The following is a 21,142-nucleotide window of genomic DNA, read 5'->3' on the forward strand; positions in this document are numbered from 1 at the left end:
ATCGCGCGGGGAATGCGCGTGACCCCGGTCACTTTGACCAGACAAAACGGACACTATCTTTGTGCACGCGTTCACAAAGGCATAGCCTGCATTCGACGGGGCGGTCTTGGGACATACGGCCGCCTGCAGCCCCGCTCATCCCGCAGGAGCACCGTGGCAACTGGCCGAACTCACCGACCGGCGACCCGTAGCCGAGGAATTCCCGAGGCCACCGTCGCCCGACTTCCGTTGTATCTGCGCGCCCTGACCGCGCTCTCCGAGCGATCGGTCCCCACCGTCTCCTCCGAGGAGCTGGCCACGGCGGCCGGGGTCAACTCGGCGAAGCTGCGCAAGGACTTCAGCTACCTGGGGTCCTACGGTACCCGCGGTGTCGGGTACGACGTCGAGTATCTCGTCTACCAGATCTCGCGCGAGCTCGGGCTCACCCAGGACTGGCCGGTCGCCATCGTCGGCATCGGCAACCTCGGCGCGGCCCTCGCCAACTACGGCGGCTTCGCTTCCCGTGGCTTCCGGGTCGCCGCGCTGATCGACGCCGACCCCGCCATGGCCGGTACGCCGGTGGCCGGGATCGCCGTCCAGCACACGGACGACCTGGACCGCATCATCAGCGACAACGGTGTGTCCATCGGCGTGATCACCACCCCGCCCGGCGCGGCCCAGCAGGTCTGCGACCGGCTCGTCGCCGCCGGTGTGACCTCCATCCTGAACTTCGCGCCGACCGTGCTGTCGGTGCCCGAGGGCGTCGACGTGCGCAAGGTCGACCTCTCCATCGAGCTCCAGATCCTCGCGTTCCACGAGCAGCGCAAGGCCGGCGAGGACGCCGCCGCCGAGGACGAGGGTGCGCCCCCGATGCGCGCCACGCCCGTGAGCCGGAAAGGACCCGACGGGGACATGCCCGCCGTGATGCCGGCATGAGCCTCCTCGTCGTCGGACTGAGTCACCGCAGCGCCCCCGTCTCCGTACTGGAGCGGGCCTCCCTCGCCGCCGAGACCCAGGCCAAGCTGCTCCAGGACACCCTCGCCGCGGAACCCGCGACCGAGGCCGCCGTGCTGGCCACCTGCAACCGCATCGAGCTGTACGCGGACGTGGACAAGTTCCACGCGGGCGTTGCCGAGCTGTCCACGCTGCTCGCCCAGCACAGCGGCGTCGGTCTCGAGGAACTCACTCCGTATCTCTATGTGCACTACGAGGACCGGGCCGTCCACCACCTCTTCTCGGTGGCCTGCGGTCTGGACTCGATGGTCGTCGGCGAGGGGCAGATCCTCGGTCAGATCAAGGACGCGCTGGCGCGCGGCCAGGAGCTGCACACCGCCGGACGGCTGCTGAACGACCTCTTCCAGCAGGCCCTGCGGGTCGGCAAGCGCGCCCACAGCGAGACCGGGATCGACCGGGCCGGACAGTCGCTCGTCACCTTCGGGCTCCAGCAGCTCGCCGCCGGGGCCGACCCCGCGTGCTGGGCCCGCGGCAAGCGCGCCCTGGTCATCGGCGCCGGGTCCATGTCCTCGCTGGCCGCCGCGACCCTCGCCCGCACCGGCTGCGCCGAGATCGTCGTCGCCAACCGGACCCGCTCCCGCGCGGACCGCCTGGCGGAGATCCTCCGGCAGGGCGACGGCGCCGCGGTGCGCGCCCACGCGGTCGAGATGTCGGCGGTCGGCGACGAACTGACACGTGCCGACATCGTCGTCTCGTGCACCGGTTCCACGGGTCTCGTGCTCACCGCCGACGCCCTGGCCGACGCCCTGGGCGTGACCCTGGACGCCGCGCCCGAGCAGCCGGCGGCCACCGTCACCCCGGCCCCGGCCGACGTCGACCAGCACGCCGCCTGGGTGGAGAACGGTTCCGCCACCTCCGCCGCGCAGGCCGGTCCGGCGACCGCGCTGCGCCGGGTCACCGTCCCCGCCCAGTCCACCGGACCGGTCCGGCTCGCCCTGCTCGACCTCGCCATGCCGCGCGACATCGACGGCGCGGCCCACCGCATCGACGGTGTGCGCCTCGTCGACATCGAGTCGCTCGCCGAGGCGTCCGCCGACGCCCCGATGGCCGCCGATGTGGACCGGGTCCGCACCATCGTGTCCGACGAGGTGGCCGCCTTCGGCGCCGCCCAGCGCGCCGCGCACGTCGCCCCGACCGTGGTCGCCCTGCGCACCATGGCCGCCGACGTGGTCGCCGGCGAGATCGCCCGGCTGGACGGCCGCCTTCCCGACCTGGACGAGAAGCAGCGCGCCGAGATCACCCAGACCGTGCGCCGCGTCGTCGACAAGCTCCTGCACGCGCCCACCGTGCGGGTCAAGCAGCTCGCCAGCGAGCCCGGCGGCGCCGGGTACGCGGACGCGCTGCGAGAACTCTTCGACCTCGACCCGCAGACGGTGGCCGCCGTCTCCCGGGCAGACCTGAACGACCCGAATAGAGGGCGGTCATGACCGACAACTCATCCCCGGGCGCGCGGCATCCCGCGCCGCTCCGGCTGGGCACCCGGCGCAGCAAACTCGCCATGGCCCAGTCCGGACTCGTCGCCGAGGCGGTTCGCGAGGTGACCGGGCGCGCCGTGGAGCTCGTCGAGATCACCACGTACGGGGACACCTCCCGCGAGCACCTGGCGCAGATCGGCGGCACCGGCGTGTTCGTCGCGGCCCTGCGCGAGGCGCTGCTGCGGGGCGAGGTGGACTTCGCCGTCCACTCGCTCAAGGACCTGCCGACCAGCCAGCCCGACGACCTCGTGCTGGCGGCCGTGCCGCAGCGCGAGGACCCGCGCGACGCGCTGGTCGCCCGGGACGGCCTGACCTTCGAGCAGCTGCCGTCCGGCGCCCGCATCGGCACCGGTTCGCCGCGCCGGATGGCGCAGCTCAACGCGTACGCCCGGTCCCACGGCCTGCGGATCGAGACCGTCCCCATCCGGGGCAACGTCGACACGCGGATCGGGTTCGTGCGCGACGGGGAGCTCGACGCGGTGGTTCTCGCCGCCGCCGGGCTCAGCCGTCTCGGCCGGAGCGGTGAGGTGACCGACTTCCTGCCGGTCGACACCGTCCTGCCCGCTCCCGGCCAGGGAGCACTGGCGATCGAGTGCGCCGCGTCCAGCGCCGACCTCGCCGCCGCGCTCGCCGAGCTCGACGACCCGTACACCCGGGTCGCCGTGACCGCCGAGCGTGCCCTGCTCGCCGCCCTGGAGGCCGGCTGCTCCGCACCTGTGGGTGCGCTGGCCGACCTCCTGGTCGACGGACAGGTTGTCAACGAACTGCGCCTGCGCGGAGTCGTCGGTACCACCGACGGTTCCTCGCTGGTACAGCTGTCCACCACCGGTCCCGTCCCCACGTCGCACGACGACGCGGCGGCCCTCGGTCGCGAACTCGCGGTCGAGATGCTCGCCAAGGGTGCGGCCGGTCTTATGGGGGAGCGAGCACTTTGAGCCCCACCGGCCCCGCCGCATCCGACTTTCCTGTCCTGTCCGCCCAAGGCCAGGTCACCTTCCTCGGCGCCGGTCCCGGCGACCCGGGACTGCTGACCCTGCGTGCCGTCGAGGCGCTCGCGAGCGCGGACGTCCTTGTCGCCGAGCCCGAGGTGCTCGACGTCGTCCGCAGCCATGCGCGGGCGGGTGTGAGCACGCCTGAGCTGACGGTTGTTGACGTCTCGTCAACAGCCGCCGGAGTACCCGTTCTCAGGGATGCCGGCAATCTTGTCATGGAGGCCGCGAAGGGCGGCAGGCGGGTGGTCCGTGCGGTCGCGGGCGACCCGGGTCTCGACGGGGACGCGGGCGCGGAGATGCTCGCCTGCGCCGCCGCCGGGGTGCCCTTCGAGGTCGTCCCGGGCATCGCGAACGCCGTCGGCGTGCCCGCGTACGCCGGAGTGCCGCTGCGCGACGCGCAGGGTGCGGACGTCCGCTTCGTCGACGCCCGTACGGCCTCCGACCGGTGCTGGGGCGAGGTCGGCGCGAGCGACGCGACCGCCGTCGTCTCCGCCACGCTGGACTCGGTCGCGGCCGCCGCCGGTGAGCTGGTCTCCGCGGGCCGTAAGCCCGACACCCCGCTCACCGTGACGATCGCGGGCACCACCACCCGCCAGCGCACCTGGACGGGGACCCTCGGGACGATCGCCCAGGTCCTCAAGCAGGCCAAGGTGCTTCCCTCGCCCGAGGGCCACCGGCCGGTCATAGCCGTGGTCGGAGAGCGCAGCTCCGCCGCCCAGCGCGACCAGCTCGCGTGGTTCGAGTCCAAGCCGCTGTTCGGCTGGAGGGTGCTCGTCCCGCGTACGAAGGAGCAGGCCGCGTCGCTCTCCGACCAGCTGCGTTCCTACGGTGCGGTGCCGCACGAGGTCCCGACGATCGCCGTCGAGCCGCCGCGTACGCCCCAGCAGATGGAGCGCGCGGTCAAGGGCCTGGTCACCGGGCGCTACGAGTGGATCGCCTTCACCAGCGTGAACGCCGTCAAGGCGGTGCGGGAGAAGTTCGAGGAGTACGGTCTCGACGCCCGCGCCTTCGCCGGGATCAAGGTCGCCGCCGTCGGCGAGCAGACCGCCGCCGCGCTGGTCGACTTCGGTGTGAAGCCGGACCTGGTGCCCTCCGGCGAGCAGTCCGCCGCCGGGCTGCTGGAGGACTGGCCGCCCTACGACCCGGTCTTCGACCCGATCGACCGGGTGTTCCTGCCGCGCGCCGACATCGCCACCGAGACCCTGGTGGCCGGGCTCATCGAGCTGGGCTGGGAGGTCGACGACGTCACCGCGTACCGCACGGTCCGCGCCTCGCCGCCGCCGGCCGACACCCGTGAGGCCATCAAGGGCGGCGGCTTCGACGCGGTCCTGTTCACCTCGTCCTCGACGGTGCGCAACCTGGTCGGCATCGCGGGCAAGCCGCACAACGTGACCGTGATCGCGTGCATCGGCCCCGCCACGGCGAAGACCGCCGAGGAGCACGGCCTGCGGGTCGACGTGCTGTCCCCGGAGCCGTCGGTGCACCGGCTCGCCGAGGCGCTCGCCGCCTTCGGCGCGCAGCGCCGGGACGCGGCGAAGGAGGCCGGCGACCCGGTGACCCGGCCGAGCGAGCGCCGCCCGGGTGCGCGCAGACGCCGCACCACGACCTGAGCGGTGTGACGCGGTCACGCGAGGAAGAGTGAGTGGGCCCGGTCGCTTCGGCGGCCGGGCCCACCGCCGTTCGCCGGTGCCTTTACCGGTGTCCGTGTCGGTAAGACGGTGCTGCGTACGGGTCTATCGTCGAAGGATGACTGCGTACGGAAACTTCCCCGGCTCCCGCCCTCGGCGGCTGCGGACGACCCCGGCGATGCGGCGGATGGTCGCCGAGACACGGCTCGACCCCGCGAACCTGATCCTTCCCGCGTTCGTCCGGGAGGGCATCGGCGCCCCGGTCGCCATCTCGGCCATGCCCGGAGTGCGGCAGCACACCCTGGACACCCTGCGGAAGGCGGCCGTCGAGGCGGTCTCGGCAGGGGTCTCGGGGATCATGCTCTTCGGCGTCCCGGAGGACGCGAAGAAGGACGCCCGGGGCACCGCGGGCACCGACCCCGACGGCATCCTCCAGCTCGGCCTGCGCGCGGTCCGCGAGGAGGTCGGCGACGACCTCGTGGTGATGTCGGACCTGTGCCTGGACGAGTACACCGACCACGGCCACTGCGGGGTCCTGACGGCCGACGGGCGCGTGGACAACGACGCCACCCTGGAGCGGTACGCCGAGATGGCCCAGGTCCAGGCGGACGCCGGGGCCCATGTGGTGGGCCCCAGCGGGATGATGGACGGTCAGGTCGGCGTGGTCCGCGACGCCCTGGACCAGACCGGGTACGAGGACGTGTCGATCCTCGCCTACACCGCGAAGTACTCCTCCGCCTTCTACGGCCCCTTCCGCGAGGCCGTCGGCTCCTCGCTCACCGGCGACCGCAAGACCTACCAGCAGGACCCGGCCAACGCCCGCGAGTCGCTGCGGGAGCTGGCGCTGGACCTGGCCGAGGGCGCGGACATGGTCATGGTGAAGCCCGCCGGACCGTATCTGGACATCCTCGCCAAGGTCGCCGAGTCCGTGGACGTGCCGGTCGCGGCGTACCAGATCAGCGGCGAGTACGCGATGATCGAGGCCGCCGCCGAGAAGGGCTGGATCGACCGGGACAAGGCGATCCTGGAGAGCCTGACCGGCATCCGGCGGGCCGGCGCGCAGATGATCCTCACCTACTGGGCGACGGAGGTCGCGCAGTGGCTGGGGCGGAGCGGCGACCGGGGCTGAACCGGTTCTCTCAGGGTCCGCCGGCTCCGGTCTCCTGGAGCCGGCGGGCCTCCTTGATGGAGAAGCGGGCGCTGTCGCGTACGAGCGGGTCCTCGTCGGCCCGCGCGGTGGTGTCCAGGACCGTGGCGACGACCGGGTCGGCCGTGTAGGGCGCCAGGGACATCGCCGCGTACTGGCGTACCAGGTCCTCCTCGGGGTCCCGCAGCGCGGTGAGCAGGGCGCGGCCCGCCGCGCGGCGCAGCGCCGGGTCGGCCGGGGGCCACAGGCGCAGGACGGTGGCGCTCTCGACGCGGGCGAGGTCGTATTCGCCCGGGTCCGCGACGACCGAGACGAGGAACGGCAGCGCCTGGGCGTTGGCGTCCAGCTCGGTGACGATCTCGCGCTTGCGGTCGCTGCCCGGCGGCAGCGCGCGGAACTCGGCTATCAGGCGTTCGGCGACTTCCGCCGCTTCCGTCGCGGAGGCGGCTTCCGTCGTGGTCGGGACGTTCGTGTCGTTCATGGGGGTGGACACTTTCTGTCAGGGCCAGTCGACCAGTGCCATGAATGCTACGAAAGTGACCCCCACGGTGGCGGGTGCGGCGAGTGCCAGGCCCATGCGCCGGGCGGAGTTGCGGACCTGGTGCGGGACGGCCCAGCTCGCGATCAGCACGGCCAGGGCGATGAGCAGGCCGATCCACAGGACGGTCCACCCGATCGTCCAGCTGTCGTGGAAGCGGTCGGCCACCGCGCCGTTGCAGGAGTCGCACTCCATGGGCGAGAGCGCCCCGTAGATCAGGGCGAGCAGCCCCAGCGGCACGGTGACGACCGAGGAGATCAGCGGGGCGATCCAGGCATGGGGGTCGGGCGTCTCGTCGGGGGAGGGTGCGGGGGCGGTCCCGGGCCTGTCGTCGCTCATGTTTCCGAGTGAACCGCGTGGGGCCGCCGCCCGCATGAGTACGAGGGCTCAGCCGGCGGCGGTCCTGTCGGCGCGGGCTTCCAGCCAGGCGCGCGCCTGCGCCACCTGCCCGTCCGTGAGGGCCGGGCGGACCTGGTCCGGGTAGCGGGCGACGCAGTGCCGGCGGGCCGCCTTCATGCCGATCGCGCGAGCCTCGGCGGACAGGCCGGGGTGGTCCGCCACCTCCTGGGCGCGCCGCCACCAGCTGTGGCTGCGCGGGTCGAACCCGTAGTGCCACAGCGGCTGGCCGGGGTCGGCCACCCCGATCAGGACGTGGCCCAGGACGTGGGCGCGGACGCCCGGCTCGCCGATCAGTCTCTCCGCGACGTACAGCGGGTGCGTGCCGTCGAGGCGGGCCCGCAGCAGCACCCAGGTCATCAGGTGCCCGGTGTCGTGGCCGCCGGAGACGATGAACTCCCACAGCTCGGCGGCCTTCGCCTCGTCGGGGGCGCCGAGGTGGGTGAGGAGCCGGACCGGGCCCTTCCAGAGCGGCTTGGGCTTCGCCCACCAGGCCAGCATCGCTTCGGCGGCCGGGTGGCCCAGGTCCTGGGCCAGGCAGGTCAGGGTGACCAGCGGGTGACGCCACTCGGTGTACGTGGTGCGGTACTGCTTGGTCAGCTCCTTCTTCCAGCGGGGCAGGAGGGCGAGCAGTTCCGCTTCGGTGGCCTCGCCGTGGGCGTGGAGCGACTCCAGGCAGAACGCGATGCCCTGGACGCCGGTGGACGGGTCGGCGAGCCGGGCCCGGAGCCATTGGACGTCGGCGGGCGTGAGGGTGCGGTAGTGGTGCCAGATGTCGCCGAGGCCGCCCTCGTAGCCGGTGAGGTCGGGGCCGGTGCCGGCGAGGAGGTCGTCGCGGACGGTCTCGTACCGCTCCACGGCGGCCAGCGCCTCGGCCGTCTCGGCGGCGTCGGTGAGGCGGCCGGCCGCTTCGCGCACGCGGTCGGCCGTGTCCGTGGCGGCCTGCGCGGCGGCGACCCGCAGCGGGCGCGGCAGACGGTCGTCGGTGGCGAACCGGACCGTGGCGAGGAGGAGCGGGAAGAACGCGTCGGCGACGTGGGGGCGCGTGTCGGGCTCGTCCGTGACGGCTTCGCGCAGCGCGTGAAGGAGGCCGGTCTGCGCGGCCTCGGGTGCGGTGTGCTCCGTCAGCTCCTCGGAGAGCGCGGCGGCGGCGCGCACCGGGTCCGGTTCGCGCAGGGCGTGGTGGGCGCGGAACCAGCAGCGCACGGCACCGACGTCACCGGCCAGCGCCGTCCTGCGCAGCAACTCCAGCGAGCGCGGCGAAGGGTACGCGGCGAGGGCGTGCGCCGCGTCCGCGCCCAGCTCGGCGGCCACCTCCCAGCACTCCGGGTGCTCCTGGCGCAGCAGCGCGAGGAGCACGGAACGCCACCCGCCCCAGGCCGTGAGCCGCCCGGCGTAGGTCTCCCGCCAGGCGGACAGCAGCCGTGCCGTCTCGTCCGGGGTCAGCGCCTGCCGGTGTTCCAGCGGGGCGGCGAAACGGACGGCGGCGGCCAGGTCCACGGGGCCCGCCAGCCGGTCGTGGAGCCAGCGTTCCTCGGCGGCGGTCAGCGGGTCGTACTCCACGGAGCGACCGGTCCGGCGGCGGGGCTTGCCGACGCGGGCGAGGAACTGGCGTACGCCTGTGGTGTCTTCGGGGCCGGGCAGCCCGTCGGCGTCCGTCGTCGTGACCCTGTCCAGCCGGAACGCGCCCTGCGGCCCGCCGTTGACGATCCGATAGCCGTCCGGGCCGTCGCCGAGACAGGCGGCGACCGTGGCGTGGTCGCCGCCCCAGTGCAGATAGAGCTCGCCGGTCAGCTCGCCGGAGCGGGCGAAGGCGTCGTGGGACTGCCAGTGCCAGTAGACGAAGGAGGTGTCGGTGGCGATGCCCCGGGCCGCGAACATCTCCGCCGCGTCCGCGTGGCCGTCGGACTGGGTGTAGCGGCCCCGGGTCGGTGGCGGGAGGACGGCGAAGCGGTCGCCGCCCAGGGTGCGCCACCAGGCCTTGATCCTGCTGAGGTCCGTTTTCAGTCCCACCAGAACGACCACGCTTCCTGGTTGAGGACGGCCTTCTCCGCGTAGACGTCGAGGTCGTACGGCGGGGACTGGTCCACGTTGTCCGGGCAGAACGCGTAGTGCTCGGCGGCCAGGGCGCGGGCTTCCTCGGCGGTGGCGGGCGGGCGGCCCACGGACACGATCATCGTGTCGAAGCCGAGCGCCACGACCCGGGCGTCGAAGCGGTCCTCCCAGGAGCGGAGCACCGCGCAGAGCCGGGCCACGTCGTTCTCGTGGTTCATCGGGCCGGACCAGCCGATCGCCGCCGGTATGTCCGCGCTGCGGCGGGCCGGGACGAGCGCCATCCGGGCCCCGCCGGGCCAGCTGTCCGCGTCGGCGGCGATCACGCCCGCGATGCCGGCGGCCGCCGTGTCCGGGTCCTCCGCCGCCTCCTGGGCGGGGACCGGTGCGAGACCGGGCCAGGAGCCGGGGCCGGGGTCCGATGAGCCCGAGGAGTCGTCCTCCGTGCCCGGCCCGGCGTTCTCCGGGGCCACTTCGTCGGCCGCGTAGTTCGTCCAGTAGCCCGCGAGGACCTCGTCGGCGTCGTGGTCGCCGGGAAAGGACGTCCCGTCCGGGCAGAGGTCCCAGTCCTCGGGCCACTGCTCGCGCGGGCCGCCGGTGACCAGCACCGGCAGCAGCCCGAGCCGCCGCCCGGCCGCCCGCAGGGCCGACCAGTCACGCGGGGCCGCCCGGCCGTCCGCGTACCACAGCAGCGGCTCGTGCCAGGGGCCGTCCAGCGTGGCGTCCACCAGGGAGCCGGGTGGGAGATCCAGGCCGGAGGAGGCCAGGGAGGGCAGGGGATTCGGGAGCGTCGCCATGGTGGTGACTCTAAGCCGGGGCACTGACAACGGGTACGGACAGCGGGTGCCGAGCGGAAGCGGGGGGCCTCCGTCGGTCATAGGCTGAAAACTGCCGTGCGAGGCGACCAGGGGAAGGAGACCGCGATGACAGCGGTGACCGCGAAGTCCGGGACGACCGGGACGACCGCGGCGCAGGTCATGGAGGAACTGGCCGCGCTGGAGGATCCGAAGGCGCGCGTCGTCAACGAGAGGCACGGCGACGACCACGGCGTGAACCTCGGCAAGCTGCGCGCTCTCGCCAAGCGGCTCAGGACGCAGCAGGACCTCGCCCGTGACCTCTGGGCCACCGACGACACCGCGGCTCGGCTGCTGGCGATCCTGATCTGCCGTCCCAAGGCTTTCGAGCGCGAAGAGCTGGACGCCATGCTGCGTGGGGCGCGCGCCCCCAAGGTGCACGACTGGCTCGTCAACTACGTCGTGAAGAAGAGCCCGCACGCCAAGGAGCTGCGCCTCTCCTGGACCGAGGACCCCGACCCCGTGGTCGCGAGCGCCGGGTGGGCGCTGACCACCGAGCGGGTGGCGAAGAAGCCCGAAGGGCTGGACCTCGCGGGGCTGCTGGACACGGTCGGGGCGAAGATGAAGGACGCCCCGGACCGGCTCCAGTGGGCGATGAACCACTGCCTGGCCCAGATCGGCATCCAGCACCCCGAACACCGCGCCCGCGCGATCGCCATCGGTGAGCGTCTGGGAGTTCTCGAGGACTATCCGACCCCGCCGAACTGTACGTCCCCGTACGCGCCCGCCTGGATCGCCGAGATGGTGCGACGGCAGGAAGCCACGTCATGAGCCACACCCCATGAACCACCCCTGTTGTCCCGCTCCATGAGCTGCCCAGGAGGCTGCCGTGAACAGGATCGTCACGTCCATCTCGCTCTCCCTCGACGGATTCTTCGAAGGACCCGACCACGACATCGAGTGGCACACCGTCGACGAGGAGGTGCACCAGCACTTCAACGACTACTTCCGGACCATGGGTGGCTTCGTCGAGGGGCGTGTCACCTATGAGCTGATGGAGGAGTTCTGGCCGACCGCCGATCAGGACCCGGCCAACGAGGGCCCGATGGCCGAGTTCGCGGGGATCTGGCGGGACACGCCGAAGTTCGTCTTCTCGCGCACGCTGGAGAGCGTGGGGCCGAACGCGACCCTGCTGCACGAGGTCGACCCCGAGCAGGTGCGCGGTCTGCGGGACGCCGCATCGGGGGACCTGGCGGTCGGCGGGGCGGATCTGCTGGAGTCGTTCCGGCGGGCCGATCTGATCGACGAGTACCGGATCTACGTCCACCCGGTCATCCTCGGCCGGGGCCGCCGCTTCTTCCGGGACGCGGAGGAGCGGCAGATGCTCCGGCTGCTGGAGTCCCGGACCTTCGGGAACGGGGTCGCGATGCTCCGTTACGAGACGGTCCGGGGGTGAGCCTTGCGGCGGTGCGGGGTCAGGCGGTTGCGGCGTAGGCGGCGAACGCCGACCACGCGGCGGGCGCGACGGTGAAGGCCGGGCCCTCGATGTCCTTGGAGTCGCGGACGTGGACGGCGGCGGGGTGGGCGGCGATCTCGACGCATGCCCCGCCCTCGCTGCCGCTGTAGCTCGACTTCCGCCAGTCGTAGGCTACTTCGAGGCACGCGCCGCCTTCGTCGCCGCTGTAGCTCGACTTGAACCAGTTCAGTGCGGTGCTCATGTCTCTCCCAGTAAGCGGGCCAGCAGGCGCAGGGTCTCCACAGGGCTGAGCGCCTGGGCTCGCAGCATCGCATATTTCTGGGCGAGGATGCTGACCTCGTTCCGGTCGGAGATCAACTGGCTGCCGCGCTGGGTCTCGGTGTACGCGACGTGCTGGTGGTCCGGGGTCTCCAGGAGGATGAAGGGGCCGTCGATGCCCGCGTGGACCCGGCTGTCGAGCGGGAGCACCTGGAGGCAGACGCCCGGGAGTCGGGCCATCGCGTAGAGGTGGCGCAGCTGTTCCCGGTGGTCCTCGTCCGAGGTCAGTTTCATCATCAGGACCGGTTCCCAGATCACGATGCTGGTGGTCGGCGGCTTCTTCCGGCCCAGGATTTGCTGGCGCTGCAGCCGAGTCCCCGTCTGCGTCTCGATCTCCTCCGGGCTGTAGACCGGGATCTTGTTGCCGAACACCGCCTGCGCGTACGCCTTCGTCTGGAGCAGGCCCGGGATGACCTGGTTGTCGTACCAGGACAGCGCCAGCGCGTCCTGCTCCATGTCGATGTAGTCCTCGGCCCACAGCGGGATCAGGTCGACTTCCGGCATGTTGTCGACCGCCGTCGCCAGCGCGCCCTTGGTGTCCAGCAGATCGTCGATCGTCTCCGCCAGATCCGGGACGAGCGAGCGCCTGCCCTGCTCGACGGAGGCGATCGTGTCCTCCTGTACGCCTGCGGCCTGGGCCAGTTCGGTCTGCGTGAGGCCCGCCTCCTTGCGGAAGCGGGCCAGCAGCTTGCCCACGAGCTTCATGGTCGACGCGTTCTTACGCTGTCGCTTTCTGGGGTGCATACGGTTCCCACTCCCACCCCGGAACCCACTTCACGCCTGCGCGACCCGTACAACAAAGGTGTACGGGTCGCGCACAGTTACCGCACGTCAGGCACTGGCCCGGACTGCCTCGTCCGCTCAGTACATCAGGGCGTTCTCGACGTCCGACTGCCAGTAGGTGACGAAGCCCAGGCCGTCCGTGGAGGTCCCCGCCGGGAGCTTCAGCGTGGACTCGCCCTTCGGCTTGTTGTTCTTGTCGACCATGGCGACGCCCAGGTTGTCGCTCTTGACCGGCTCGTTCTCGCCGGGCTCTCCGAGGAGGGCGATGCCCGCGTACGCCTTCTCGCCGGGGGAGAGCGTGACGACCGCCTGCGGCTGGCTGTCGTCGTAGACCGGGTACACGGCCTGCGCGCCGTCGAAGCGGAGGAACGGCGCGTAGTAGGCGGCGCAGTCGGTGGAGCCGGTGTTGGTCACCGTGAGCAGCAGGTGGTTGATCGGGCGGCTCACCGAGGAGACCTTGACCGTGGAGTTCGTGGGCGTGCAGGCCGGGATCGACTGTGCGGCCTCCGTGTCCGGCACGGTCTCCGGCTTCTTGCCGTTGCCGCCCGCGTGCTTCCCCGCGGTGGGGATGGTCTGCGTCCCGGGGGTGCCGGTCTTCGGTGCGTCGGGCTGTGCCGTGCCGTCGGTGGAGCCGGTGTTCGTCGCCGCGGGCGTCGCCGTATCGGCGGCGCCGGCCGGCTTGGTCCCCATGGCCTTGTCCTCGCCGCCGCAGGCGGTGAGCGAGAGAGCGGCCGCGAGGGCGGTGGCGGCGAGGGCGGTGGTGCGGATGCGGTTGGTGCGCATGGCGGTGGTACTCCCCGTGATCGGTTGGCGTGTTGGTCCGGTTGAACGGCCGGCCCGCGGTGGTGCTGTCCTGCTGTGGTCTGGTCCGAGCTTGTGGGGTGGCGGGTTCCGGCCGCAACGCCTGCCGAACCATTGGGGATGCTGGAATGACTACGCGTACGGTGACCTGCGGGGATTCCGCGTCCCTGGAACGCCGTTCCGGGACGCATGAGGAAGGGGAGCGCCGTCGTGGCGACGCCGGAGGCCGTGGAGTTCGCGGCTCTGCTGAAGGATCTGAAGGACCGTTCGGGGCGCAGCTACGGCGTGCTGGCGGGGAAGCTGCACGTCAGCACGTCGACGCTCCACCGGTACTGCAACGGGGACGCCGTGCCGAACGAGTTCGCCCCGGTGGAGCGGTTCGCGCGGGTGTGCGGGGCGTCCGGCGACGAGTTGGTGGAGGTGCACCGGCGGTGGATCGTGGCGGACGCGGCGCGGCGGCGGCCTCCGGTGGAGGCGAGCACGGGAGCGGAAGCGGGGAGCGGGACGGGGGGTGTTGCTCCTGCGGCTTCTCCGGCCCTTGCTCCTGCGGGCGGCGGGGCCGCTGCGGGAGGCCAGGCTTCCGGGGGTGGTGACCGCGCCGCGGACGACGAGGGCTTCGCGCCGGACGTCACGGCGAGCGACGTGGGCGGCGGCCGTCCTCCGTCGGCCGCGCGCGCCCGGTGGTCCCGGCTCTCCCGGCGTACGCGGGTGCTCGTCGCTGCCGCCGGGGTCGCCGCGCTCCTCGTACCCACCACCGTCGTCGCCGCCGACCTCGTCGGCTCGGGGAGGGAGGACGGCGGGAGCGCCGCGGACCGGGTGGAGGACGCCGGCGGAGACCTCGGGCCCGCGCCGGAAGGCTCCGCCTCGGCCACGCCCCGGCCGTCCGCGAGCCCGAGTTCGGCCGATCCTTCGGCGAGCGCCTCCGCGTCCCCCTCGGGGCCGCCATCCGTGAAGCCCTCGGCGGGCTCCGGGGCGGGGCAGCCGCAGGGCGGTGGCGGCAGCGGTACGGGCCTCGGTGCTCCGCCGACCGTCAACATCTCCTCGTACAACTGGGACGAACCCTGCGGCCAGCACTACCTGGTGAACCGGGGGCCCGACGAGCTCGACCCGCCGCCCGCGCCGCAGGACCGGCGCGGCTGGGCGGAGTCGTACGGCGGGGTCGACGCCGGGAACATGCTGCTCCAGCTCACCGTGCAGGGGACCTCCCGCGAGGCGGTGGTCCTCAAGGGCATGAACGTACGCGTCCTCTCCCGCAAGGCTCCGCTGCCCTGGTCGGCGTATCTGATGGGCAACGGCTGCGGCAGCGGGATCGCGCCCCAGACCTTCGCCGCCCATCTCGACGCCGGTCATCCCACCCTCCGGCCGGTGTCGGGGAAGCAGGGGGACGTGGTGGTTCCTGCCGTGGACTTCCCGTACAAGGTGACGTCCGAGGACGTGGAGGTCTTCAACCTCGATATGAAGGCCGTCGGTTACGACGTCACCTGGTACCTGGAGCTGGAGTGGAGCAGCGGCGGGAACGAAGGGGTGCTGCGGATCGACGACCACGGGAAGCCGTTCCGTACCAGTGGGATGAAGGGGCGGCCGGAGTACGTGTACGGCAACGAGGACGTCGGGTGGGAGCCCGCGACCTGACGCGCGTTCCGGCTCGGTTCCCGCCCGCCCCCGCCCGAGGGGAACGTGCCCCTCGGGGTACAAGGCCGATTCCGTCCGGATTCGCACAGGAGTACAGTCGCCGGGTCCTCGCGGTCGTCCGGTTCCGACCGGTCAGCCGCTCCAGCCCGCCTCCCCACCAGGTGACCCCATGTCCGCGACCGCCGAAGCCCCCGACCCCATGGCCCTGGACGCCCGCACCTGTGAGGAGCGGTCCCTGCGGCTCCGACGCAGGCTGGAGCGGCTCATCGGGATCGCCGCCACCGAGGGCAACGCCCTCCTCCCGCTCCGTAACGGCGACGAGATCTTCGGCGCGATGCTGGACGCCATCCGGGGCGCCGAGCACACCATCGACCTGATGACCTTCGTCTACTGGCGCGGTGACATCGCCCACGAGTTCGCCGAGGCACTGGCCGACCGGGCCCGCGCCGGGATCCGGGTGCGGCTCATGCTGGACGGGTTCGGGTCGCGGCTCATCGAGAAGGACCAGCTGGCCCTGATGGACGAGGCCGGGGTCACCGTCACCTGGTTCCGCAAGCCCCTCTACCTCTCGCCGCTCAAGCAGAACCACCGCTGCCACCGCAAGGTCCTCGTCGTCGACGAGCGCACCGCGTTCACCGGCGGTGTCGGGATAGCCGAGGAGTGGTGCGGCGACGCCCGCAACGAGCACGAGTGGCGTGACACCCACGTCCGGGTCACCGGGCCCGCCGTCGACGGACTGGCCGCCGCGTTCGCCCAGAACTGGGCCGAGTGCCACGACGAGCTGTTCGACGAGCGCGACCGGTTCCTCACGGAGGAGCACCACGGGGACGCCGTCGTCCAGGTGGTGCGCGGCTCCGCGTCCTTCGGCTGGCAGGACATGCAGACCCTGATCCGGGTCGTCCTGGAGTCCGCCGAGGAGCGCGTCCGCCTCACCACCGCCTACTTCGCCCCCGACGCCTACTTCACCGGGCTCCTCTGCGCCGCCGCCCGGCGCGGGGTGGAGGTCGAGATCCTGCTGCCCGGCCCGCACACCGACAAGCGGGTCTGCCAGCTCGCCGGGCAGCGCTTCTACGAGGAGCTGACCGCCTGCGGCGTGAAGATCCACCAGTACCAGCCGACGATGATGCACACCAAGACGCTCACCATCGACCGGGTCGCCTCGCTCATCGGCTCCACCAACTTCAACCGGCGCTCGCTCGACCACGACGAGGAAGTCATGCTCGCCGTCCTCGACCGGGACTTCACCGCCACCCTCGACGGCCACTTCGACGAGGACCGGGAGAAGAGCGTGCTGATCGAGCGCGGCCGGTGGAAGCGGCGCGACCTCCTCCAGCGGGCCCGGGAAGCAGCCGTGCTGCCCATCCGCCGCTTCCTCTGAGACCGGCCTGCCCTCGGGGGCGTGCTCCCGCGCTCGCCGGGCAGGCGGGGAGAACGACCGTCCTCCTCCACAGGAAGGGAAGGGCCCATGAGCGCCACCGCCGACACCTCACCGGCACCGTCCGCCGCGGTGATCACCGAACCCCTGCCCGACCTTCAGCTCCAGCTGCTCATCCAGCTCCTCGACGAGGACCCCCGCTCCAGCCTGCCCCTCACCCTCACGCACCCCGGCGGCGTCCTGCACGGGGACGTCATCGGGCACGAGCAGTGGAAGGCCGAGTGGGCCCGGAGCCTGCGCCAGGTCGAGGGCGAGGGGGCCAACCTGCTCGCCGAGTTCCCCGAGACCGTCGACCAGGGCGTACGGGAACTGCGCGCCGGCGAGGACGCGGAGACGGCCCGGCTGCCCCGCTGGATCCATCTGCGGGACGTCACGCTCGTCGTCGGGGCCATGAACCCGGTCTCCCTGCCACTGTGGCGCGGACGCCTCGCCGACGTGTCGGGGTGGGCGCTGGGCCGCCCGCAGTAGGCGGCCCCGTCACCACGCCGGACACGGCGGTGCCGCTCAACTCCGGCCCGTTGCTTAGGGTTTCGGCATGACCACAGAGAACCTTCCGGCCGACGGCACGCCGGACCCGCCCGTCACCTTCATCAACGTCTTCGAGATCTCCGCCGACGAACTCGACGCGTTCGTCGAGAAGTGGGAGCAGCGGGCCCGCCTCATGCGGGAGAAGCCGGGCTTCATCGACTCGCGGATGCACCGGGCCCGCTCCTCGGACTCCCGCTTCCAGCTCGTCAACGTCTCCCACTGGGAGAGCCAGGAGGCGTGGGAGGCCGCCACCGCCGACCCCGACTTCGCCTCCCGCACCCGGGCCGCGCGCGAGCAGACCGTGCAGCCGGTCACCCCGAACCCGGCGGTCTACGACGTCGTCGTGGAACTCACCGCTCCCTGACCCGGACGGACCTACGCGCGTGGGCCCCGGCACATCACCCGTGCCGGGGCCCACACACGTGACAACGCCCCGGGTCAGAGCCGCTCGGGCGTCCGGATGCCCAGCAGCGCCATCCCCCGGTGCAGGGTCCGGGCCGTCAGGTCGACCAGGAAGAGCCGGTTCTCGACGACCTCCGGGGCGTTGTCCGGGCTGAGCACCTGGCACTGGTCGTAGAACGTGGTCAGGTGGGACGCCAGCTGGTAGAGATACGCGGCCAGCTTGTGCGGCTCGTAGGCCGCTCCGACCTCGGCGAGCACCTCGCCGAACTGGTCCAGGTGCAGACCCAGCGCCCGCTCGGCCGGGGCCAGCTCCAGCTCCGGGTGGGCGGCCGGGACAGCGTCCCCGGCCTTGCGCAGGATCGACTGGATCCGGGCGTACGCGTACTGGAGGTACACCGAGGTGTCGCCGTGCAGCGCCACCATCTGGTCCAGGTCGAACTTGTAGTCCCGCACGGCGGAGGTCGACAGGTCCGCGTACTTCACGGCGCCGATGCCGACGTACCGGCCGTTCTCGACGATCTCCTCCTCGGACAGGCCCACCTTCTCGGCCTTGTCCCGGACGACCGCCGTCGCCCGCGCGACCGCCTCGTCGAGGAGGTCCTCCAGCCGGACGGTCGTGCCCTCACGGGTCTTGAACGGCTTGCCGTCCTTGCCCAGGACCGTGCCGAAGGCGAGCTGGACGGCCTTGACGCCGTCGTTCAGCCAGCCGGCCCGGCGCGCCGTCTCGAAGACCATCTTGAAGTGCAGCGCCTGCCGGACGTCCACCACGTACACCAGGGTGTCGGCCTTCAGGTTCTGCACCCGGTCCCGGATCGCGGACAGGTCGGTGGCCGCGTAGCCGAAGCCGCCGTTCGTCTTCTGGACGATGAGCGGGACCTTGTTGCCGTCCGGGCCCTTCACATCGTCGAAGAACACGCACAGCGCACCCTCGGAGCGGACGGCGACGCCCGTCTCCTCCAGAATCCGGCAGGTCTCCGCCAGCATGTCGTTGTAGCCGGACTCGCCGACGATGTCCGGGTCGCTGATCTCCATGTCGAGCTTGTCGAAGACGGAGTGGAAGTAGATCTTCGACTCGTCGACGAAGCCTTGCCACAGCTCCAGCGTCTCCGGGTCCCCGGCCTGGAGGGCCACCACCCGGTCCCGGGACCGCGCCTTGAACTCCTCGTCGGAGTCGAACAGGACCCGCGACTCCTTGTAGACCCGGTTCAGCGTCGACATCGCCGCCTCGCCGTCGCTCGCGCCGCCCTCGTGCCGCAGGGCGCCCGGGTGCTCGGTCAGATACTGGATGAGCATCCCGAACTGGGTGCCCCAGTCGCCGATGTGGTGCCGCCGGACCACGTTCTCGCCGGTGAACTCCAGGATCTTCACCATGGCGTCGCCGATGACCGCCGACCGCAGATGGCCGACGTGCATCTCCTTGGCCACGTTCGGCTGGGCGTAGTCGATGACCGTGGTCCCGGCGTCGTCCTTCAGCGGGACGCCGAGCCGGCCCCCGCCGTCCGCCGACCGGGCGGCCAGCGTCTCGACGATCGCCCGGTCGGTGAGCGTGATGTTGAGGAAGCCGGGTCCGGAGACCTCGATGTCCTTGATCAGCCCGCCCGCCGGAAGGGCGGCGGTGACCTGGGCGGCCAGCTCGCGCGGGTTGCCCTTGAGCTTCTTGGCCAGCGCCAGGATGCCGTTCGCCTGGAAGTCGGCCCGGTCGCTTCGGCGCAGCAGCGGGTCCGCGGCGCCGGCATCCGGCAGAGCTGCCGTCAGGGCGTCCGCCAGCTGCTGCTGGAGCGTGGAAGCGAGGGAGGGAACCGAGCCGTGCTCAGGCATGGGACGGGCTGCCGTTTCCGTAGGGGTACAAGGGATCGGTCCAGTATCCCACGGGGCGTAAAGCCGTTTTCGCGCTGCGGGGGGTAGCTGGGAGAATGGTCCGCACCCCATCGGGAAACGACAGACGAGAGAAGGACGTGCCGACCGTGGCCGAGAGTCAGACCAGCACCGAGACCGACTGGGTCTCCCGCTTCGCGGACGATGTCATCGCCGAATCGGAGCGTCGTGCGCCTGGCAAACCGGTCGTCGTCGCCTCCGGCCTGTCCCCGTCGGGCCCGATCCACCTCGGCAACCTCCGCGAGGTCATGACCCCGCACCTGGTCGCCGACGAGGTCCGCCGCCGCGGGTACACCGTGCGGCACCTGATCTCCTGGGACGACTACGACCGCTTCCGGAAGGTCCCGAACGGGGTCCCGGGCGTGGACACGTCCTGGGCCGAGCACATCGGCAAGCCGCTGACCTCGGTGCCCGCCCCGGCCGGCTCCGCCCACCCGAACTGGGCCGAGCACTTCAAGGCCGCCATGACGGCGGCCCTGGACGAGCTGGGCGTCGAGTACGACGGAATCAGCCAGACGGAGCAGTACACCGCGGGGACCTACCGCGAGCAGATCCTGCACGCGATGAAGCACCGCGGCGACATCGACGCCGTGCTCGACCGCTACCGGACGAAGAAGGACCCGGCGGCCCAGGGCAAGGGCGGCAAGAAGCCGCAGCAGAAGAAGGTCGACGAGGCCGAGCTGGAGGCCGCCGAGGGCTCCGGCGCCGCCGATGAGGACGACGGCAGCGGCAACACCGCCGGCTACTTCCCGTACAAGCCCTACTGCGGCAACTGCGAGAAGGACCTGACCGTCGTCACCTCCTACGACGACGACACGACCGAGCTGAACTACACCTGCTCGGCGTGCGGCTTCGCCGAGACGGTCCGGCTGAACGAGTTCAACCGCGGCAAGCTCGTCTGGAAGGTCGACTGGCCGATGCGCTGGGCCTACGAGGGCGTGATCTTCGAGCCCAGCGGCGTCGACCACTCCTCGCCCGGCTCCTCCTTCGTCGTCGGCGGCCAGATCGTCCGCGAGGTCTTCGACGGCGTGCAGCCCATCGGGCCGATGTACGCCTTCGTCGGCATCTCCGGCATGGCCAAGATGTCCTCCAGCAAGGGTGGGGTGCCCACCCCGGCCGACGCGCTGAAGATCATGGAAGCGCCGTTGCTGCGCTGGCTCTACGCCCGCCGCAGGCCCAACCAGTCGTTCAAGATCGCCTTCGACCAGGAGATCCAGCGGCTGTACGACGAGTGGGACTCGCTGGGCCGCAAGGTCGCCGACGGCACGGTGCTGCCCGCCGACGCCGCCGCGCACTCCCGCGCCATCGGCACGGCGGCCGGGCCGCTCCCCAGCACCCCGCGCCCGCTGCCCTACCGGACGCTCGCCTCCGTCGCCGACATCACCGCGGGCGCCGCGGACCAGACGCTGCGCATCCTCGGAGAGCTGGACCCGGACAACCCGCTGACCTCCCTGGACGAGGCCCGCCCGCGCCTCGACCGCGCCGAGAACTGGATCACCACCCAGGTCCCGGCCGAGGCCCGCACCATCGTCCGGGACGAGGCCGACAAGGAGCTCCTGGGCTCCCTCGACGACCAGGGCCGGAAGTCGCTGCGCCTCCTCCTGGACGGGCTGGACTCGCACTGGTCGCTGGACGGGCTCACCACGCTCGTCTACGGGGTGCCGAAGGAGCTGGCGGGCCTGGAGCCGGACGCCAAGCCGACGCCCGAGCTGAAGGCCGCCCAGCGGTCCTTCTTCGCGCTGCTCTACCGGCTGCTCGTCAGCCGCGACACGGGGCCCCGCCTGCCCACGCTGCTGCTCGCGGTGGGGGCCGACCGGGTGCGGGCGCTGCTCGGCGCGTAGCACCGCGACGACGACGAGGGGCCGCCGCCCGGATC

20 protein-coding genes are annotated in these 21,142 nt (G+C 72.0%); 12 read left to right on the top strand and 8 right to left on the bottom strand.

All coding sequences use genetic code 11. The annotated features are described in order from the left end of the window. Positions 1-153: 153 nt before the first annotated feature. From ACH4UK_RS25740 to hemB, 5 genes are all read left to right on the top strand, one after another. Complete coding sequence (locus tag ACH4UK_RS25740) at positions 154-915, top strand: redox-sensing transcriptional repressor Rex (RefSeq protein WP_398359981.1); 762 nt, start codon at positions 154-156, stop codon at positions 913-915. Then, positions 912-2,420 (top strand): glutamyl-tRNA reductase, encoded by a 1,509-nt coding sequence (locus ACH4UK_RS25745; protein ID WP_398359983.1) that lies wholly within the window; start codon positions 912-914, stop codon positions 2,418-2,420. Before ACH4UK_RS25740 ends, ACH4UK_RS25745 begins: the two co-directional genes overlap by 4 nt. Beyond that, a complete protein-coding gene (gene hemC / locus ACH4UK_RS25750) occupies positions 2,417-3,403 on the top strand; it encodes a hydroxymethylbilane synthase (protein ID WP_398359985.1) in 987 nt (328 codons plus the stop codon). Before ACH4UK_RS25745 ends, hemC begins: the two co-directional genes overlap by 4 nt. Next, a complete protein-coding gene (locus ACH4UK_RS25755) occupies positions 3,400-5,070 on the top strand; it encodes a uroporphyrinogen-III synthase (protein WP_398359986.1) in 1,671 nt (556 codons plus the stop codon). Before hemC ends, ACH4UK_RS25755 begins: the two co-directional genes overlap by 4 nt. A 136-nt stretch (positions 5,071-5,206) precedes the next feature. Continuing rightward, positions 5,207-6,217 carry a porphobilinogen synthase gene (hemB, locus tag ACH4UK_RS25760; protein WP_398359988.1) on the top strand — a complete coding sequence of 337 codons (1,011 nt, stop codon included), beginning with the start codon at positions 5,207-5,209 and terminating at the stop codon, positions 6,215-6,217. Between the two features lie 10 nt (positions 6,218-6,227). Here the strand turns inward: hemB and ACH4UK_RS25765 are convergent, their stop codons facing one another. Genes ACH4UK_RS25765 through ACH4UK_RS25780 form a run of 4 tightly spaced genes read right to left on the bottom strand, consistent with a single transcriptional unit; the run spans position 6,228 to position 10,018 of the window. Next, a complete protein-coding gene (locus tag ACH4UK_RS25765) occupies positions 6,228-6,716 on the bottom strand; it encodes a hypothetical protein (RefSeq protein WP_398359990.1) in 489 nt (162 codons plus the stop codon). An 18-nt stretch (positions 6,717-6,734) separates the two neighbouring features. Next, the gene (locus ACH4UK_RS25770; protein WP_398359992.1) at positions 6,735-7,112 is read right to left on the bottom strand and encodes a hypothetical protein; all 378 of its coding nucleotides are present in this window, start codon (positions 7,110-7,112) and stop codon (positions 6,735-6,737) included. A gap of 48 nt (positions 7,113-7,160) precedes the next feature. Further along, positions 7,161-9,194 (bottom strand): hypothetical protein, encoded by a 2,034-nt coding sequence (locus ACH4UK_RS25775; protein WP_398359993.1) that lies wholly within the window; start codon positions 9,192-9,194, stop codon positions 7,161-7,163. Further along, the gene (locus ACH4UK_RS25780; protein ID WP_398359995.1) at positions 9,173-10,018 is read right to left on the bottom strand and encodes a DUF4253 domain-containing protein; all 846 of its coding nucleotides are present in this window, start codon (positions 10,016-10,018) and stop codon (positions 9,173-9,175) included. Before ACH4UK_RS25780 ends, ACH4UK_RS25775 begins: the two co-directional genes overlap by 22 nt. A gap of 126 nt (positions 10,019-10,144) precedes the next feature. On the opposite strand from ACH4UK_RS25780, the gene ACH4UK_RS25785 reads away from it, so the two are divergent. After that, positions 10,145-10,846 (top strand): DNA alkylation repair protein, encoded by a 702-nt coding sequence (locus tag ACH4UK_RS25785; RefSeq protein WP_398359996.1) that lies wholly within the window; start codon positions 10,145-10,147, stop codon positions 10,844-10,846. 58 nt (positions 10,847-10,904) lie between these two features. Continuing rightward, positions 10,905-11,471: a dihydrofolate reductase family protein gene (locus ACH4UK_RS25790; protein WP_398359998.1), complete on the top strand. Its 567-nt coding sequence runs from the start codon at positions 10,905-10,907 to the stop codon at positions 11,469-11,471. A gap of 19 nt (positions 11,472-11,490) precedes the next feature. Here the strand turns inward: ACH4UK_RS25790 and ACH4UK_RS25795 are convergent, their stop codons facing one another. The 3 genes from ACH4UK_RS25795 to ACH4UK_RS25805 all read right to left on the bottom strand — a co-directional run bounded on the left by ACH4UK_RS25795 (position 11,491) and on the right by ACH4UK_RS25805 (position 13,376). After that, on the bottom strand, positions 11,491-11,733 hold the full coding sequence (locus tag ACH4UK_RS25795) for a DUF397 domain-containing protein (protein WP_398360000.1): 243 nt from the start codon (positions 11,731-11,733) through the stop codon (positions 11,491-11,493). Beyond that, positions 11,730-12,515, bottom strand: coding sequence for a helix-turn-helix domain-containing protein (locus tag ACH4UK_RS25800; RefSeq protein WP_398360002.1), 786 nt, complete (start codon positions 12,513-12,515; stop codon positions 11,730-11,732). Before ACH4UK_RS25800 ends, ACH4UK_RS25795 begins: the two co-directional genes overlap by 4 nt. A gap of 156 nt (positions 12,516-12,671) precedes the next feature. Further along, entirely contained in the window at positions 12,672-13,376 is a 705-nt protein-coding gene (locus tag ACH4UK_RS25805) for a DUF4232 domain-containing protein (protein WP_398360004.1), read from the bottom strand. Between the two features lie 228 nt (positions 13,377-13,604). Here ACH4UK_RS25805 and ACH4UK_RS25810 point away from each other — a divergent pair, with 228 nt between their 5' ends. The 4 genes from ACH4UK_RS25810 (at position 13,605) to ACH4UK_RS25825 (ending at position 17,353) form a co-directional block, all read left to right on the top strand. Continuing rightward, entirely contained in the window at positions 13,605-15,026 is a 1,422-nt protein-coding gene (locus ACH4UK_RS25810) for a helix-turn-helix domain-containing protein (protein WP_398360006.1), read from the top strand. 169 nt (positions 15,027-15,195) lie between these two features. Beyond that, positions 15,196-16,404: a phosphatidylserine/phosphatidylglycerophosphate/cardiolipin synthase family protein gene (locus ACH4UK_RS25815; protein WP_398360007.1), complete on the top strand. Its 1,209-nt coding sequence runs from the start codon at positions 15,196-15,198 to the stop codon at positions 16,402-16,404. Between the two features lie 87 nt (positions 16,405-16,491). Further along, the gene (locus ACH4UK_RS25820) at positions 16,492-16,929 is read left to right on the top strand and encodes a hypothetical protein (protein WP_050358735.1); all 438 of its coding nucleotides are present in this window, start codon (positions 16,492-16,494) and stop codon (positions 16,927-16,929) included. Between the two features lie 67 nt (positions 16,930-16,996). Further along, positions 16,997-17,353 carry an antibiotic biosynthesis monooxygenase gene (locus tag ACH4UK_RS25825; RefSeq protein WP_057663696.1) on the top strand — a complete coding sequence of 119 codons (357 nt, stop codon included), beginning with the start codon at positions 16,997-16,999 and terminating at the stop codon, positions 17,351-17,353. A gap of 74 nt (positions 17,354-17,427) precedes the next feature. On the opposite strand, the gene argS is transcribed toward ACH4UK_RS25825, so the two are convergent. Next, the gene (argS, locus tag ACH4UK_RS25830; protein ID WP_398360010.1) at positions 17,428-19,209 is read right to left on the bottom strand and encodes an arginine--tRNA ligase; all 1,782 of its coding nucleotides are present in this window, start codon (positions 19,207-19,209) and stop codon (positions 17,428-17,430) included. A 137-nt stretch (positions 19,210-19,346) separates the two neighbouring features. Here argS and lysS point away from each other — a divergent pair, with 137 nt between their 5' ends. Next, positions 19,347-21,107: a lysine--tRNA ligase gene (lysS, locus tag ACH4UK_RS25835; protein WP_398360012.1), complete on the top strand. Its 1,761-nt coding sequence runs from the start codon at positions 19,347-19,349 to the stop codon at positions 21,105-21,107. Positions 21,108-21,142: the final 35 nt, after the last annotated feature.

It is taken from the genome of Streptomyces sp. NPDC020884 (genome assembly GCF_044333935.1).
Taxonomy (GTDB): domain Bacteria; phylum Actinomycetota; class Actinomycetes; order Streptomycetales; family Streptomycetaceae; genus Streptomyces.

What these genes read in the sequence shown, in the direction of transcription:
- ACH4UK_RS25825 (WP_057663696.1), top strand. Translation starts at nt 16,997, where the DNA reads ATGACCACAGAGAACCTTCCGGCCGACGGCACGCCGGACCCGCCCGTC.
- ACH4UK_RS25765 (WP_398359990.1), bottom strand. Translation starts at nt 6,716, where the DNA reads ATGAACGACACGAACGTCCCGACCACGACGGAAGCCGCCTCCGCGACG.
- hemC (WP_398359985.1), top strand. Translation starts at nt 2,417, where the DNA reads ATGACCGACAACTCATCCCCGGGCGCGCGGCATCCCGCGCCGCTCCGG.
- ACH4UK_RS25815 (WP_398360007.1), top strand. Translation starts at nt 15,196, where the DNA reads ATGTCCGCGACCGCCGAAGCCCCCGACCCCATGGCCCTGGACGCCCGC.
- ACH4UK_RS25770 (WP_398359992.1), bottom strand. Translation starts at nt 7,112, where the DNA reads ATGAGCGACGACAGGCCCGGGACCGCCCCCGCACCCTCCCCCGACGAG.
- ACH4UK_RS25800 (WP_398360002.1), bottom strand. Translation starts at nt 12,515, where the DNA reads ATGAAGCTCGTGGGCAAGCTGCTGGCCCGCTTCCGCAAGGAGGCGGGC.
- ACH4UK_RS25805 (WP_398360004.1), bottom strand. Translation starts at nt 13,376, where the DNA reads ATGCGCACCAACCGCATCCGCACCACCGCCCTCGCCGCCACCGCCCTC.
- argS (WP_398360010.1), bottom strand. Translation starts at nt 19,209, where the DNA reads ATGCCTGAGCACGGCTCGGTTCCCTCCCTCGCTTCCACGCTCCAGCAG.
- hemB (WP_398359988.1), top strand. Translation starts at nt 5,207, where the DNA reads ATGACTGCGTACGGAAACTTCCCCGGCTCCCGCCCTCGGCGGCTGCGG.
- ACH4UK_RS25780 (WP_398359995.1), bottom strand. Translation starts at nt 10,018, where the DNA reads ATGGCGACGCTCCCGAATCCCCTGCCCTCCCTGGCCTCCTCCGGCCTG.
- ACH4UK_RS25785 (WP_398359996.1), top strand. Translation starts at nt 10,145, where the DNA reads ATGACAGCGGTGACCGCGAAGTCCGGGACGACCGGGACGACCGCGGCG.
- ACH4UK_RS25795 (WP_398360000.1), bottom strand. Translation starts at nt 11,733, where the DNA reads ATGAGCACCGCACTGAACTGGTTCAAGTCGAGCTACAGCGGCGACGAA.
- ACH4UK_RS25745 (WP_398359983.1), top strand. Translation starts at nt 912, where the DNA reads ATGAGCCTCCTCGTCGTCGGACTGAGTCACCGCAGCGCCCCCGTCTCC.
- ACH4UK_RS25820 (WP_050358735.1), top strand. Translation starts at nt 16,492, where the DNA reads ATGAGCGCCACCGCCGACACCTCACCGGCACCGTCCGCCGCGGTGATC.